Source organism: Serratia sp. MYb239, assembly GCF_002966855.1.
Classification (GTDB): domain Bacteria; phylum Pseudomonadota; class Gammaproteobacteria; order Enterobacterales; family Enterobacteriaceae; genus Serratia_B; species Serratia_B rhizosphaerae.
Genome location: NZ_CP023268.1, coordinates 3,999,160 through 4,013,141 on the forward strand (window position 1 = coordinate 3,999,160; position 13,982 = coordinate 4,013,141).

Below are 13,982 nucleotides of genomic sequence, written 5' to 3' on the forward strand. Positions count from 1 at the left end.
GCGCCCGCCGGAAATTACGCGCCGGCCAGACAGCGCTCAACGGACAGCGCCCAGCCCAATAGCGCCTCATCCTGCTGCGCCAGACCGGCGACCATCAGCCCTACCGGCGCTTCGCCCGGCGCTTGAATCGGCAACGACACCGCGCAGCCGTCCAGGAAATTAATGATTGAAGGGTTACGCAGCGCGGCGCCGTTGATCCGGAAGTAGTGCGCCTCATCGGCCTCCAGCTCGGCGATGGTCGGCGCGACAAACGGCACGCTGGGCATCAGCAACGCGTGGTAGCCCTGCAGCGAACCGGCCACCCGCCGCTGCCAGTCGAGCCGCTGCTCCCGCAGCCGGCGGCCGTCCTGCTCGCCCAGCGCCGCACCACGTCGGATGCGCGACAGCACCCGCGGGTCGTAAGCCGCCGCCTGCTCGGCAATCAGCGTCTGGTGCCACTGCCAGGACTCCAGCGCGGTAAAGCCGCCGGCCGCGTTGATCGCCGCCAGTTCGGCAAACTCATCGCAAGGCAGGGCGTCAATCCGCGCGCCCGCCTGCGCCAGCCGCCGCAGCGCACGCTGAAACGCCGCGGACACCGTCTCGTCCAGTTCATCCAGCGCCAGCGTCTGCGGCAGCGCAAAGCGCGCCTGCGCCAACGGCTGGGCGGTCGGCAGCAACGGCTGCCGCGCAATCAGCCCATCCAGCGCGATGCAGTCCGCCAGACCGTGGGCAATCACGCCGACGGAGTCCAGCGACGGCGACAGCGGCTGCACGCCCGTCATGTCGATGCGGCTGGCGCTGGGCTTATAGCCGGTCAGGCCGCAGAACGCCGCCGGAATGCGCACCGAGCCGCCGGTATCGCTGCCAATCGCGCCAAAGCCCATGCCGTCGCTGACCGCCACCGCGGCGCCGGACGAGGAACCGCCGGGAATTCGCCGCTCCTCCCGCCGCCACGGATTGGCCGGCGTGCCGTAATGCGGGTTAATGCCCAGGCCGGAGTAGGCGAATTCAGTCATATTGGTTTTGCCGATCACCACCGCGCCGCCCTGCAGCAGCCGCGCCACCACCGCCGCATGACGCTGCGCCGCCGGCGCCTGCATCAGCGTCCGTGAGCCGCCGGTAGTGGCCTCGCCCGCCACGTCAAACAGGTCTTTAACCGACACCGGCACGCCGTCCAGCGCAGAGAGAGGCTGCCCGGCCGCACGCCGGCGGTCGGCGTCCTGCGCCTGTCGCCGCGCCCAGTCGTGATACACGCGGATAAACGCTCGCGCCCCTTCCCCCTGCGGGTCGTCAATTCGCGCCAGCGCGTCGGCGGTCAGCCGTTCAGAAGTGATATCGCCGCTGGCGAGTGCGGCGGCGGCCTGTCGTAATGTCCAGTTTTCCATCACGCCACCACCGGTAATTCAACGCTGCGATAAGCGTGACTGATGGTGCGACCCAGCACTTCGTCCACCAGCTCCATACGAAACTCCGCCGCCGGACGGATGCCGCCGATCGCCGCCAGGGTGCCGCAGGTCATCGCCAGCCCTTCCGGCGGTTGCGGCATTGTCAGACACTCCGGCGTCTGCACACCGCCCAGATAACGTTCGAGCAAGTCCCCCGGCGTGCGCAGGCCGGCCAACGTGCCTTGCTGGTAAAGACGAAACTCCCCCTCCTCGCGGATCCAGGAACGCAGAATCAGGCTGTCCCAGTGCGGCGCCACCTCATGCAGCGGCCAGGCCGCAGAGGCAACCGGCTTGACGCACAGCTGCTTCGACAGCGCGACGCTGTGCGCCTCCAGCTGACGGTCGGTGTGATCGGAAGCCAGCGACACATACAGCTCGCCGCGGTGGGTGAAGATCAGCGGTTCGGCTTCGCCGGAGCTGGCGCCGCCGACCACCTCAACGCTGTCGCACTGGCTAAGCTGATTGGCCGCCACGCGATAAAACAGCGGAATTGCACTCGGCTGGGGCACGCCCAGCTCCGCCAGTTCCCTGATATGGTGCAAAATGGCCTCATGGTCGCGCCCGGTCCAGCCGGCGATCACCAGATGATCGATCGCCACATTCAGCGCCTCAGCCCCCGCCGAATCAGGTAAAGTGAAGGTTAGTTGCATGGCATCTGTTTCCTTGGTGTTAAATTCCAGTGAAATTTCACTATATCTTCAGTTGCTAAATAAGCGATTTCCGTGCCATGTTTTTGTGTACTATGTCTAAAAACTTTCTGGTTGCAGGAGCAAAGTGTGAAGACCGTTGACGCAGAGCGCCGGGAACTCCCGACGGTAGAGGAAGCCGGCCTGTCGCAGAACGAACTGGCCTACCGACGCTTTAAACAGGCGCTGGTGACGCTGAGCTATAAGCCCGGCGAGTACCTGAATACGGCGCAGGTGATGGACGATCTGGCGATGGGGCGCACGCCGATCAATCAGGCGATCCACCGACTGGCGAATGAAGGGTTGCTGCAGGTGATCCCGCGTAAAGGCGTGATGGTGGCACCGCTGTCGATCGACGATGCGCTGGAGCTGATTGACGTGCGGCTGGCCAATGAACTGCTGTGTATGCGGCTGGCCAGCAAGCGCGCCAGCGCACCGCAGATCGCCAGCCTGGAGGCCATCAACCAGCAGATCGAAGCCGCCTGCCAGGCGCGCGATCGGGTGCGCATGATGACGCTGGATCATGAGTTCCATCAGGCGCTGGCGCAGATCGCCGGCAACGCCATGCTGGCGGATATTCTCAGCGTGCTGCACGCACGCGCCCAGCGCTTCTGGGCGACCTCGCTGTCCCGGCAGGGCCATATGCAGGAAGTGATCGACGAACACCGGGCGATTATCGCCGCGCTGGCGCAGCAGGATGCGGACGCGGCGGAAAGCGCGGCGCAGGCGCATATCCTCTCCTTCCGTAGCGCGCTGTTGCACGATGCATAACGGTTTGCCGGGCGGTGATGCCGGCTGCTCGCCGAACTGTTCGCCCGCACCCCCGAGGATATTCACCTGCTCTGCGGCTGTTAAGCCGTCGCAATAAAAAAGGGACACGGCATAATGCGGTGTCCCTTGATGTTCAGCGTTCGCTTATGCGTTATTGATATTCGCCGATTGGCACGCAGGAGCAGAACAGGTTGCGGTCGCCGTAAACGTCATCCAGACGCTTCACGGTCGGCCAGTACTTGTTCTCACGCACCGCAGCGGACGGGAATACCGCCAGCTCGCGGCTGTAGGCGTGCTGCCAGTCGCCCACCAGCTCGGCCTGCACGTGCGGCGCATTCACCAGCGGGTTATCGTCCAGCGGCCATGCCCCCTGCTTCACGCTCTCCATCTCTGCGCGAATCGACAGCAGCGCCTCGATAAAGCGGTCCAGCTCAACCTTACTTTCTGACTCCGTCGGCTCAACCATCAGCGTGCCCGCTACCGGGAACGACATGGTCGGCGCATGGAAGCCGTAATCGATCAGGCGCTTGGCGATATCCATCTCGCTGATGCCGGTTTCCTCTTTCAGCGGACGAATATCCAGAATACATTCGTGCGCCACGCGGTGGTCGCGGCCGGTGTACAGAATCGGATAGGCATCCTTCAGGCGGGTGGCGATGTAGTTGGCATTAAGGATAGCCACCTGGCTGGCCTGCTTCAGGCCTTCCGCCCCCATCATGCGGATGTACATCCAGCTGATCGGCAGAATCGACGCGCTGCCGAACGGCGCGGCGGACACCGCGCCCTGCTGGGTGGTTACGCCGTCAATCTGCACCACGCTGTGGCCGGGCACAAACGGCGCCAGATGCGCTTTCACGCCGATCGGCCCCATACCCGGGCCGCCGCCGCCGTGCGGAATACAGAAGGTTTTATGCAGGTTGAGGTGAGAAACGTCCGCACCGATGTAGCCCGGCGTGGTGATGCCGACCTGCGCGTTCATGTTGGCGCCGTCCAGATACACCTGACCGCCGAACTGATGCACGATCTGGCACACTTCGCGGATGGTTTCTTCATAGACGCCGTGGGTGGACGGATAGGTCACCATAATGCATGACAGTTCCGCGCCTGCCTGTTCGGCCTTGACGCGCAGATCGTGCAGATCGATGTTGCCATTCTTGTCGCAGGCCACCACCACCACGCTCATGCCCGCCATCTGGGCGGAAGCCGGGTTGGTGCCGTGCGCCGAGCTTGGGATCAGGCACACGTGACGCCCCGCTTCATTGCGGCTTTCGTGATAGCGGCGAATCGCCAGCAGGCCGGCATATTCCCCCTGCGCGCCGGAGTTCGGCTGCATGCAGACCGCGTCATAGCCGGTCAACTGCACCAGCCACTGGGAGAGCTGACCGATCATCACCTGGTAGCCGGTCGCCTGCTCAGGCGGACAGAACGGGTGCATATCGGAGAACTCCGGCCAGGTGATCGGAATCATTTCCGCCGCGGCGTTCAGCTTCATGGTGCAGGAACCCAGCGGGATCATCGCCTGGTTCAGTGCCAGATCCTTACGCTCCAGACGATGCATATAGCGCATCATTTCGGTTTCGCTGTGGTAGCTGTTGAACACCGGGTGGGTCAGGATCGCTTCCTGACGCAGCATCGCCGCCGGAATGGAGGCGCTTGCCGCGCTGACCGCCGCATCCAGCGCATCGATGTCCAGCCCGTGGCCGTCGCCGGCCAGCACCGCAAACAGGGTTTGCACGTCTTCACGTGAGGTGGCCTCATCCAGCGTGATGCCGACCGCGCCGTGAATATCGGTGCGCAGGTTCAGGCCGAAGCTCAGGGCGCGATCCAGCACCGCCGCCTTGTCTTTCACCTCTACCGTCAGGGTGTCGAACCAGCTGTTGTGACGCAGTTGCAGGCCGGCCTGCTGCAGCCTGGCCGCCAGAATATCGGTCAGGCGGTGGATACGTTCGGCAATGCGCTTCAGGCCCTGCGGCCCGTGGTACACCGCATACAGGCTGGCGATATTGGCCAGCAGCACCTGCGAGGTACAAATATTGGAGTTGGCCTTTTCACGACGGATATGCTGTTCGCGGGTTTGCATCGCCATACGCAGCGCGGTATTGCCGGCAACGTCGCGGGAAACACCGATGATACGGCCCGGCATCGAACGCTTGAATTCATCACGGCAGGCAAAGAAGGCCGCGTGCGGGCCGCCATAGCCCATCGGCACGCCGAAGCGCTGCGCGGAGCCGAACACCACGTCGGCGCCCTGCTTACCCGGCGCGGTCAGCAGCACCAGCGCCATAAAGTCGGCCGCCACGCTGGTGATGATTTTGCGGGATTTCAGTTCGGCCAGCAGCGCGCCGTAGTCGTGCAGCTCGCCGGTGGTGCCCACCTGCTGCAGCAGCACGCCGAACACTCCTTCCAGCTCCAGCACTTTTTCCGCTTTATCGACGATCACCTCAAAGTTGAAGGTTTCGGCGCGGGTACGCACCACGTCCAGCGTCTGCGGGTGCACATCGTCGGCGACGAAGAAACGGTTGGCGCCTTTCAGCTTGCTGGCGCGCTTGGCCAGCGCCATTGCTTCGGCGGCGGCGGTAGCCTCATCCAGCAGCGAGGCGGAGGCCAGATCCAGCCCGGTCAGATCGAGCGTCACGGTCTGGAAGTTCAGCAGCGCTTCCAGACGGCCCTGCGACACTTCCGGCTGATACGGCGTATAGGCGGTGTACCAGCCCGGATTTTCCAGCATGTTGCGCAGGATCACCGGCGGCGTCAGCACCGAGCTGTAGCCCATGCCGATATAGGATTTGTAGCGCTGGTTCTGGCCGGCGATCGCCTTCAGTTCGGCCAGCGCCTGATGTTCAGTCACCGCATCGCCAACCGGCGGCGGCCCCGGCAGCTGAATATCTGCCGGCACAATCTGTTGGATCAGCGCGCTGAGCGAGCGGGCGCCCACCGCCTCCAGCATCTCTTGCTGTTGCTGTGCAGAAGAGCCGATATGGCGTTCAATGAACGCTTCGCTGTGTTCAAGTTGGCTGAGTGTCTGAGTCATTGCGACAAATTCCTGAATGCTTACGTGGTACGGGATGTAGCCTTAATAACTAAAACGCCCCGACGCGTCAGCGTGCGGGGCGTGGTAACCATTACTCTTCGATAGACGCCTGATAACCGGCGGCATCGAGCAGCTTGCCGAGCTCCGCTTCGTCAGAGGCCTTGATGCGGAACAGCCAGCCGTCAGCGTAAGGATCGCTGTTGACCAGCTCCGGCGAGCCGTCCAGCTCTTCATTCACCGCGATGATTTCACCGCTGATTGGCGCATAGATGTCGGACGCAGCTTTCACCGACTCCGCCACCGCGCAGTCGTCGCCGGCGGCAACGGTGGCGCCGACTTCCGGCAGATCGACAAATACCATATCGCCCAGCAGTTCCTGCGCGTGTTCGGTGATACCCACCACATATTCGCCATTGCCTTCGCTACGCACCCACTCGTGAGAGGTGGCGTATTTCAGTTCAGTTGGTACATTGCTCATCGCCCGCGGCTCCTTCAAATAAAATCAATCAATCAGTGACTTACCGGCACGTACAAAACCGGGCTTGGTGACCTTCACCGGCATTTCACGGTTGCGGATCTGCACGATGGCCTGGTCGCCGATGCCGGCCGGCACCCGCGCCAGCGCGATGCTGAAGCCCAGCGTCGGCGAGAACGACCCGCTGGTGATCGCCCCTTCGTGCGTCTGGCCCGCTTCATCGGTGAAACGCACCGGCAGTTCATTACGTAATACGCCCTTTTCCGTCATCACCAATCCGACCAGCTGTTCGGTGCCCAGCTCGCGCTGCTGCTCCAGCGCATCGCGGCCGATGAACTGACGGTCCTGCGGCTCCCAGGCGATGGTCCAGCCCATATTGGCCGCCAGCGGCGATACGCCTTCATCCATCTCCTGACCATAAAGGTTCATTCCGGCTTCCAGACGCAGCGTATCGCGCGCGCCGAGGCCGGCCGGCTTCACGCCCGCCGCCAGCAGGCGCTGCCAGAAGTCGGCCGCCTGTTCTGTCGGCAAGGCGATTTCATAGCCGGCCTCGCCGGTATAGCCGGTAGTGGCGATAAACAGCTCGCCGGCCTGTACGCCGAAGAACGGTTTCATACCGGCCACCGCCTGCTGTTGTTCCGAATTGAACAAAATGGCCGCGCGCTCTTTAGCCTGCGGCCCCTGCACCGCGATCAGCGCCAGGTCGTCGCGCACCTGCAGCTCTACGCCGTACGGCGCGGCATGCTGTTCAATCCACGCCAGGTCTTTGTCGCGCGTGGCAGAGTTAACCACCAGGCGGAAATAGTCTTCCGTCAGGAAGTAAACAATCAGATCGTCAATCACGCCGCCGGAAGCGTTCAGCATGCCGGTATACAGCGCCTTGCCGGGCTGGGTCAGTTTGGCGACGTCATTCGCCAGCAGATAGCGCAGGAACTCCCGGGTGCGGGCGCCGTGCAAATCGACAATAGTCATGTGGGAGACATCGAACATGCCGGCGTCCTGACGCACGGCGTGATGCTCATCAATCTGCGAGCCATAATGCAGCGGCATCATCCAACCATGAAAATCGACCATGCGAGCGCCGCATGCCACGTGCTGCTCATACAGTGGAGTTTGCTTTGCCATCTTATCCCTCTTTCCACAATGTCCCCGTCATCATGCCGGCCGCATGGCGGCTGGCGGAATACATTCCGGGGTTGAAATGCCGTGCGAAACCGTGGCGAAAAAAGGCGCCCATCAGCACGACGCAAACGATACCCTTTACCCGAACTTATCACCGAACGTCGTTTTTAACCATAAGTTAAAATAGGCTCAGCGCGGTGCGCGGGAGGAAAAATGTCGCGTTAGTGTGCAGAGTTTTTCACTAGAAAAATGCGTCTTAAGGCACAAAATTAACAATTAAAGCGGCAAATGTCCGATGTTATATAACAAACACGCTGTAAGAGAAGGAGTTATAGCCTTTGCCTTTTTTACATCGGATTATAAAAACTAATGGGTTATCGGGCGTTAAATTAGATTATTTCAAATGAAGGGTAATATAAGGAAAATTGATGACTGAAGGCCTAAAAAACAGGGGCGCCGTGATAGCGCCCCCTGATGCTAAATAAGATACCGCGCGTCGGCAGCCTTACGTCAGCCACTCCGGCAGGTCATTCAGCCCCATCGCCTGACGCACCAGCTTCGGCTTGACGCCCGGCAGGCTGTCGGCCAGCCGCAGGCCGACATCGCGCAGCAGCTTCTTGGCCGGATTATTGCCGTCAAACAGTTCGCGGAAACCCTGCATGCTGGCCAGCATCACCGCCGCGCCGTGCTTGCGGCGGCGCTCATAGCGCCGCAGATACAGGTGCTGGCCGATATCCTTGCCCTGCCGCTGCAGACGCTTCAGTTCGGCGATCAGCTCTGCGGCGTCCATAAAGCCCAGGTTGACACCCTGCCCGGCCAGCGGGTGTACGGTATGCGCCGCATCCCCTACCAGCGCCAGACGATGGCCGGCAAAGCTGCGGGCGTAGCGTCCGGTCAGCGGGAAGGTCAGCCGCTCGCTTTCCAGCGTACAGCGCCCCAGACGCATATCGAAGGTCATGCTCAATTCGCGGTTAAACGCCTCCGGCGACAGCTGGCTGAGCCGTTCGGCCTCCTCCGGCGCCACCGACCAGACGATCGAGCACAGGTGCGGGTCGCCAAACGGCAGGAAGGCCAGAATGCCGTCGCCGTGAAACACCTGACGCGCCGTAGCCTGATGCGGCTCTTCGGTACGAATCGTGGCGACCAACGCGCTGTGGCGGTAATCCCAGAAGGTCAACGGAATATCGGCGTGCTGACGCAGCCAGGAGTTGGCGCCGTCCGCGCCCACCACCAGACGTGCGCTGAGCATGCGGCCGTCCTCCAGCGTGATAAAGGCGTCGTTCTCACCCCAGGCGACCTGTTTTAACGCCGCCGGCGTCAGCAGCGTGACGTCCGACAGCGTCTGCGCCTTGCGCCACAGCGCCTGCTGGATCACGTTGTTTTCAACAATGTGGCCCAGATGGCTGAAGCCGCACTCATCGCCGCGGAAGGCGATTTTACCGAAGCTGTCGCGGTCCCACACTTCCATCGCATTGTAGGCGCTGGCGCGCAGCTGCAGAATATCGTCCCAGACGCCAATCTGTTGCAGCAGGCGCTCGCTGGCCGCATTAATGGCGGAAACGCGCAGCGCCAGCTGCTCCGGAACGCCCTGCTCCGGCTGCCGGTGCTCCAGCACCGCCACGCGCAGGCCGCTGCCCTGCAGGCCGCAGGCCAACGCCAGTCCCACCATACCGCCGCCGGCGATAACCACATCGAATGATTGCATGCTGCTTAATTCCTTAAAAACGCCTTAAATAACGGGGAGCGACATCGCGGCCATCGGCCTAGCGCTCGACCCAGCCCAGGGTGCGTTTGGCAAAGGCATCGCGCACCACGGGCAAATGTTCCATCGCCATCAGGCCCAGATTACGCCCAACCACCAGCGGCGCATAGCGGTTGGCGAATAATTTGATCAGGCCGTCGGTCACGCCGATGGTTGCCTGCTGGTCCTGCTGCCGCCGCTGCTGATAGCGGCCAAGCACCGCGTAGGTGCCGAGATCCTCGCCGGCCTGCGACGCTTCCGCCACGGTTTCCGCCAGCGACATCACGTCGCGCAGCCCCAGGTTGAAGCCTTGTCCGGCGATCGGGTGCAGCGTCTGCGCCGCATTGCCCACCAGCGCCAGACGGTGGGAAACGTGCTGCTGCGCGGTCAACAGACTCAGCGGGTAGCTGTGGCGCTTGCCGACCTGCAGCATCCGCCCCAGACGCCAGCCGAACGCCTGCTGCAGTTCCTGCAGAAAACGCGCGTCGTCCCAGCCGTCCACCCGTTCACGATCGTCGCGGTCATGACACCAGACCAGAGAGCTGCGCCCCTGCGACATCGGCAGCAACGCCAGCGGCCCGTGGCGGGTAAAGCGCTCAAAAGCGCGGCCCTGCGGGTCCTGCTCGCTGGTCACATTAGCGATAGTGGCGAACTGCGGGTAGTCCTGCTGCCGCCACTGCACGTTGCAGGCGCGCGCCAGCGCGGAACGCGAACCGTCCGCAGCAACCATCAACTGGCCGCTCAGGCGCTGTCCGTTATCCAACAGCACCTCGGCCTGCTCGCGGCTACGCGTCACATCGATCACTTTGGCCGGACAGTGCAGAGTCACGCCCGGCGCATTTTCCAGCAGGGCAAACAGCCGCTGGCCGGCGTCGTACAGTTCGATCACCTGCCCCAACGCCTCGACCTGATAGTCCTGCGCCGACAGATTGACGAAGCCGGCGTGGCCGCGATCGCTGACGTGCACCTGCGAGATCGGCGTCGCGCAGTCGCGCAGCGCAGGCCAGACGCCGATGCGGCTGAGCTGCTGACAGGCGCCCTGCGCCAGCGCAATGGCGCGCGCGTCAAACCCCGGATGCATCCGGTCGCCCGGCCGCGTGGCCTCAACCACGTCAATGCGCACCCGGCCCTGCGTCAGCGACGACAGCGCTAACGCCAGCGTCGCTCCGGCCATCCCGCCGCCAACGATAATTACGCTCATCTTATCTTGCCGCCGCCATCAACGCTTCAATCGCATCGGCGTCTTTCACTACGCTGGCGGTCAGGTTCTCGTTGCCGTCCGGCGTAATCAGGATGTCGTCCTCAATACGGATGCCGATGCCGCGATAGGCTTCCGGCACATCGGCATCCGGCGCGATATACAGCCCCGGCTCCACCGTCAGCACCATGCCCGGCTCCAGCACCCGGTCGCGGTTTGGCGAACCGTAATGACCGACGTCGTGCACATCCAGCCCCAGCCAGTGGCTCAGGCCATGCATAAAGAACTGGCGGTGCGCCTGTTCGGCAATCAGCTGTTCAACCTCGCCTTTCATCACGCCCAGCTCCACCAGACCGGTGACCATAATACGCACCACTTCCGCATTCACTTCGCCGATGCTGGTGCCCGGCCGGAACAGCGCCAGCGCCTTGTTGAGAGACGCCAGCACAATGTCGTACACCGCCCGCTGCGGCGCGCTGAATTTGCCGTTGACCGGGAAAGTGCGGGTAATATCGCCCGCATAGCCCTGATATTCACAGCCGGCGTCGATCAGCACCAGATCGCCGTCGCGCATCTCACTTTCATTTTCGGTGTAATGCAAAATGCAGCCATTTTCACCGCTGCCAACGATGGTGTTATACGACGGGTAGCGGGCGCCGAGGCGGGTAAACTCGTGATGAATCTCCGCCTCCAGCTGATATTCGAACATGCCCGGCCGGCACTTTTCCATCGCGCGGGTGTGCGCCAGCGCGCTGATTTCCCCGGCGCGGCGCATTACCGCCAGCTCTTCGGCCGATTTAAACAGCCGCATGTCATGCAGCCACGGCCGCCAGTCAGTGACGGTGGCCGGCGCCTGGAAGTTCTGGCGAAAGCCCTTGCGCAGCTTATCCAGCGCGGCGTAGAGGATCCGGTCCGCATAGGCATATTCGCCCTGCGCGTGATACACCACATCCAGGCCGTTAAGCAGCAGATGCAGCTGTTCATCGATTTCATCAAACGGCAGCGCACGATCGACACTCAGCCTTGCGGGCGCCGCTTCCTGCCCCAGACGACGGCCAAACCAGATTTCAGCCGTCAGATCGCGCACCCGGTTGAACAATACGCTATGACTGTGCGTTTCATCGCTCTTGATCAGAATCAACACCGCTTCCGGCTCGTTAAAACCGGTCAGATACCAAAAATCACTGTTCTGGCGGTAAGGATATTCTGAATCTGCACTGCGCGTTGCTTCCGGCGCGGCAAAGATCACCGCCGCGCTGCCCGGCGCCATTTTCGCCAACAGCGCCTGGCGGCGGTTCTGAAATTCCTGCTGAGTCATGTCCTTCTCCTGAAATCAAGTCGGCCGAAGCGCACGGTCGATACAAATCTTTAGTGCAATGTAGGTTTGACGTTTTCCACCGCGGTCGGTTTACGGCGGTTGAATTCGTTATAGCAGAGGATTGCCGCCATACGGACGTATTCCGCTACTTCTTCCAGCGACTGCTCCAGCTCTTCCTGGTCTTCGTCTTCGTCGTAGCCCAGCTGCGCGATGCTGCGCAGATCGTCAATGGCTTCGCCAACCTCGTCTTTCACCTGCGCCAGCTTCGGCTGCATCATGCCGAGGCCCAGCAGGAAGTGATTGACCCAGCCGGACAGAGCATCAGCGCGTTCGAACACCGTGACCGCCTCGCCTTCGGGCAGCATCAGCTGGAACATAAATTCATCATCGCTCAGCGTCTCATGAATCAGGTCATACACTTGCTGCAGCGGCTGGCTCAGCGCCTGAGGGAACGCCACGCCTTCATTGGTCAGGTCGTGCACCAGCGTGCGCCAGCTGGCGTCATTGTTACCGCCGCACAGCAAACCGCTGATTAAACCGTGCATTTCAGCGGCGGTGAGCGCCACCGCCTGCTGGTTCAGGGCGGCGGACAAGGTGAAGTAATTTGGGTATGTATTCTGTATAGACATGCGTATTCGTCATCGTTGGCAGGATAAGTTCGTGTTATGCTACCACCAAGGCTCGTGGTTACACCAGATAAGCACGCCCCTTCAGTGGTTGGTGACAATCCGTCTGTGGTCAGGGTTGGCCGGGATAACGACAGCGTTCGCAGCGGCCTGGCTATTTTTTTGACTGCCGGCGCGACGCACAGTAGATTATCATCAGGTTACTGAATAACCACGGGATAAAACGCCGTGTTTTAAGGGGTTGTATCTTGGTACCGAGGTATATATAGTGGCGCCCCGCTTCGATAGACCGGAGCCGGCGCGAAATTTAGGCAGGAAGGTGGCATGTCTGCACAACCAGTAGATATTCAAATTTTTGGCCGTTCGTTAAGGGTTAATTGCCCGCCAGAACAACAAGATGCGTTGAACATGGCGGCGGACGATCTTAACCAGCGGTTGCAAGATCTCAAAGTTCGCACTAGAGTCACAAATACTGAACAGCTGGTTTTCATTGCCGCGTTGAATGTTTGTCACGAACTCGCACAAGAACGCTTGAAAACTCGTGATTATGCGGCCAATATGGAACAGCGCATCCGTATGCTGCAACAGACCATTGAACAGGCGCTGCTTGAGCAAGGTCGCATCTCTGACCGTCAGGATGATGCACAATTCGAATAACATAAGTTGCTGAACGCTAACGGTTCGGCAATGAGTACAAAATTTCTCTGAGATGTTTGCCAGCGGGCCAGTCCCCTGAGCCGATATTTAGTACAAACAGAATGTATTGCTCCGCGATCGGTGAGCATGCTCGCTTGTCGAGAAGCCTTAAGATTGCGACGGTACGTTCACCTTGAACCTCGGGTTCAAGGGTTACAGCCTGCGACGGCATCTCGGAGATTCCCCCTTTCATCAGGTTTACGCGGCCTTTAACGCGCTATGCGATCATGCCCATGATGCATTACCAACCTCAGTTCGCCAAACAGCGGCAAGACATCCGTCAGCAAATCCGTCAGCGACGCCGTGCGCTTTCCGCGCAGCAACAGCATACTTTCGCCCGGCAAACCGCCGAACGCATCGCTTCTCATCCGCGTATTATTGCGGCCGACAGCGTGGCGGCGTTTCTTTCCTTTGACGGCGAACTGGATACCCGCCCGTTAATCGAGCGTCTGTGGCATATGGGCAAACGGGTTTATCTGCCGGTACTGCACCCGTTCAGCGCGGGCAACCTGCTGTTTTTACACTACCACCCCGACAGCGTGCTGCGCCCCAACCGTTTTAACATCCTCGAACCCGAACTGGACGTGCGCAACGTGTTGCCGACCTCACAGCTGGCGGTCATTCTGGCGCCGCTGGTCGCGTTCGACAGCCAGGGGCAGCGTCTGGGCATGGGCGGTGGTTTCTATGACCGCACGCTGCAACAGTGGCAGCACGGCGGCCCTTATCCGATAGGGCTGGCGCACGACTGCCAGCAGGTGGACGGCATCCCGACCGAACACTGGGATATCCCGCTGCCGGAAATCGTCACCCCTTCCAAAGTCTGGGCCTGGCAAATCGCCCAATAGCAAAAGGCCGGGACAAGCCCGGCCTCTTTAATCCGCGTTAAAACGCCAA

12 protein-coding genes and 1 other RNA gene are annotated in these 13,982 nt (G+C 61.4%); 4 read left to right on the forward strand and 9 right to left on the reverse strand.

What is annotated here, in order from left to right; translation table 11 throughout:
* Positions 1-14 precede the first annotated feature (14 nt).
* Positions 15-1,364, reverse strand: a complete 1,350-nt coding sequence (locus CLM71_RS19155) for an amidase (RefSeq protein ID WP_105232401.1) — start codon at positions 1,362-1,364, stop codon at positions 15-17.
* Complete coding sequence (locus tag CLM71_RS19160) at positions 1,364-2,074, reverse strand: DUF2848 domain-containing protein (RefSeq protein ID WP_105232402.1); 711 nt, start codon at positions 2,072-2,074, stop codon at positions 1,364-1,366. The genes CLM71_RS19155 and CLM71_RS19160 overlap by 1 nt, the downstream gene beginning before the upstream one ends.
* 126 nt (positions 2,075-2,200) lie before the next feature.
* On the opposite strand from CLM71_RS19160, the gene CLM71_RS19165 reads away from it, so the two are divergent.
* Complete coding sequence (locus tag CLM71_RS19165; RefSeq protein WP_105232403.1) at positions 2,201-2,881, forward strand: GntR family transcriptional regulator; 681 nt, start codon at positions 2,201-2,203, stop codon at positions 2,879-2,881.
* 151 nt (positions 2,882-3,032) lie between these two features.
* Here CLM71_RS19165 and gcvP read toward each other — a convergent pair whose 3' ends face one another.
* From gcvP to CLM71_RS19200, 7 genes are all read right to left on the reverse strand, one after another.
* Complete coding sequence (gene gcvP / locus CLM71_RS19170; RefSeq protein WP_105232404.1) at positions 3,033-5,912, reverse strand: aminomethyl-transferring glycine dehydrogenase; 2,880 nt, start codon at positions 5,910-5,912, stop codon at positions 3,033-3,035.
* A gap of 91 nt (positions 5,913-6,003) precedes the next feature.
* Positions 6,004-6,390: a glycine cleavage system protein GcvH gene (gcvH, locus tag CLM71_RS19175; protein ID WP_105232405.1), complete on the reverse strand. Its 387-nt coding sequence runs from the start codon at positions 6,388-6,390 to the stop codon at positions 6,004-6,006.
* 24 nt (positions 6,391-6,414) lie between these two features.
* On the reverse strand, positions 6,415-7,512 hold the full coding sequence (gene gcvT / locus CLM71_RS19180) for a glycine cleavage system aminomethyltransferase GcvT (RefSeq protein ID WP_105232406.1): 1,098 nt from the start codon (positions 7,510-7,512) through the stop codon (positions 6,415-6,417).
* Positions 7,513-8,014: 502 nt separating this feature from the next.
* A complete protein-coding gene (ubiI, locus tag CLM71_RS19185) occupies positions 8,015-9,214 on the reverse strand; it encodes an FAD-dependent 2-octaprenylphenol hydroxylase (RefSeq protein WP_105232407.1) in 1,200 nt (399 codons plus the stop codon).
* 58 nt (positions 9,215-9,272) lie between these two features.
* Positions 9,273-10,451 carry a 2-octaprenyl-6-methoxyphenyl hydroxylase gene (ubiH, locus tag CLM71_RS19190; protein ID WP_105232408.1) on the reverse strand — a complete coding sequence of 393 codons (1,179 nt, stop codon included), beginning with the start codon at positions 10,449-10,451 and terminating at the stop codon, positions 9,273-9,275.
* A 1-nt stretch (position 10,452) separates the two neighbouring features.
* Positions 10,453-11,766, reverse strand: a complete 1,314-nt coding sequence (gene pepP / locus CLM71_RS19195; RefSeq protein WP_105232409.1) for a Xaa-Pro aminopeptidase — start codon at positions 11,764-11,766, stop codon at positions 10,453-10,455.
* Between the two features lie 50 nt (positions 11,767-11,816).
* Entirely contained in the window at positions 11,817-12,395 is a 579-nt protein-coding gene (locus CLM71_RS19200) for a YecA family protein (RefSeq protein ID WP_105232410.1), read from the reverse strand.
* A gap of 321 nt (positions 12,396-12,716) precedes the next feature.
* Between CLM71_RS19200 and zapA the strand changes: the two genes are divergently transcribed.
* From zapA to CLM71_RS19215, 3 genes are all read left to right on the forward strand, one after another.
* On the forward strand, positions 12,717-13,049 hold the full coding sequence (gene zapA / locus CLM71_RS19205) for a cell division protein ZapA (RefSeq protein WP_015673685.1): 333 nt from the start codon (positions 12,717-12,719) through the stop codon (positions 13,047-13,049).
* 41 nt (positions 13,050-13,090) lie between these two features.
* A non-coding RNA gene (gene ssrS, locus CLM71_RS19210) (6S RNA) lies at positions 13,091-13,272 on the forward strand.
* 52 nt (positions 13,273-13,324) lie between these two features.
* Positions 13,325-13,933: a 5-formyltetrahydrofolate cyclo-ligase gene (locus tag CLM71_RS19215; protein WP_158684863.1), complete on the forward strand. Its 609-nt coding sequence runs from the start codon at positions 13,325-13,327 to the stop codon at positions 13,931-13,933.
* Positions 13,934-13,982: the final 49 nt, after the last annotated feature.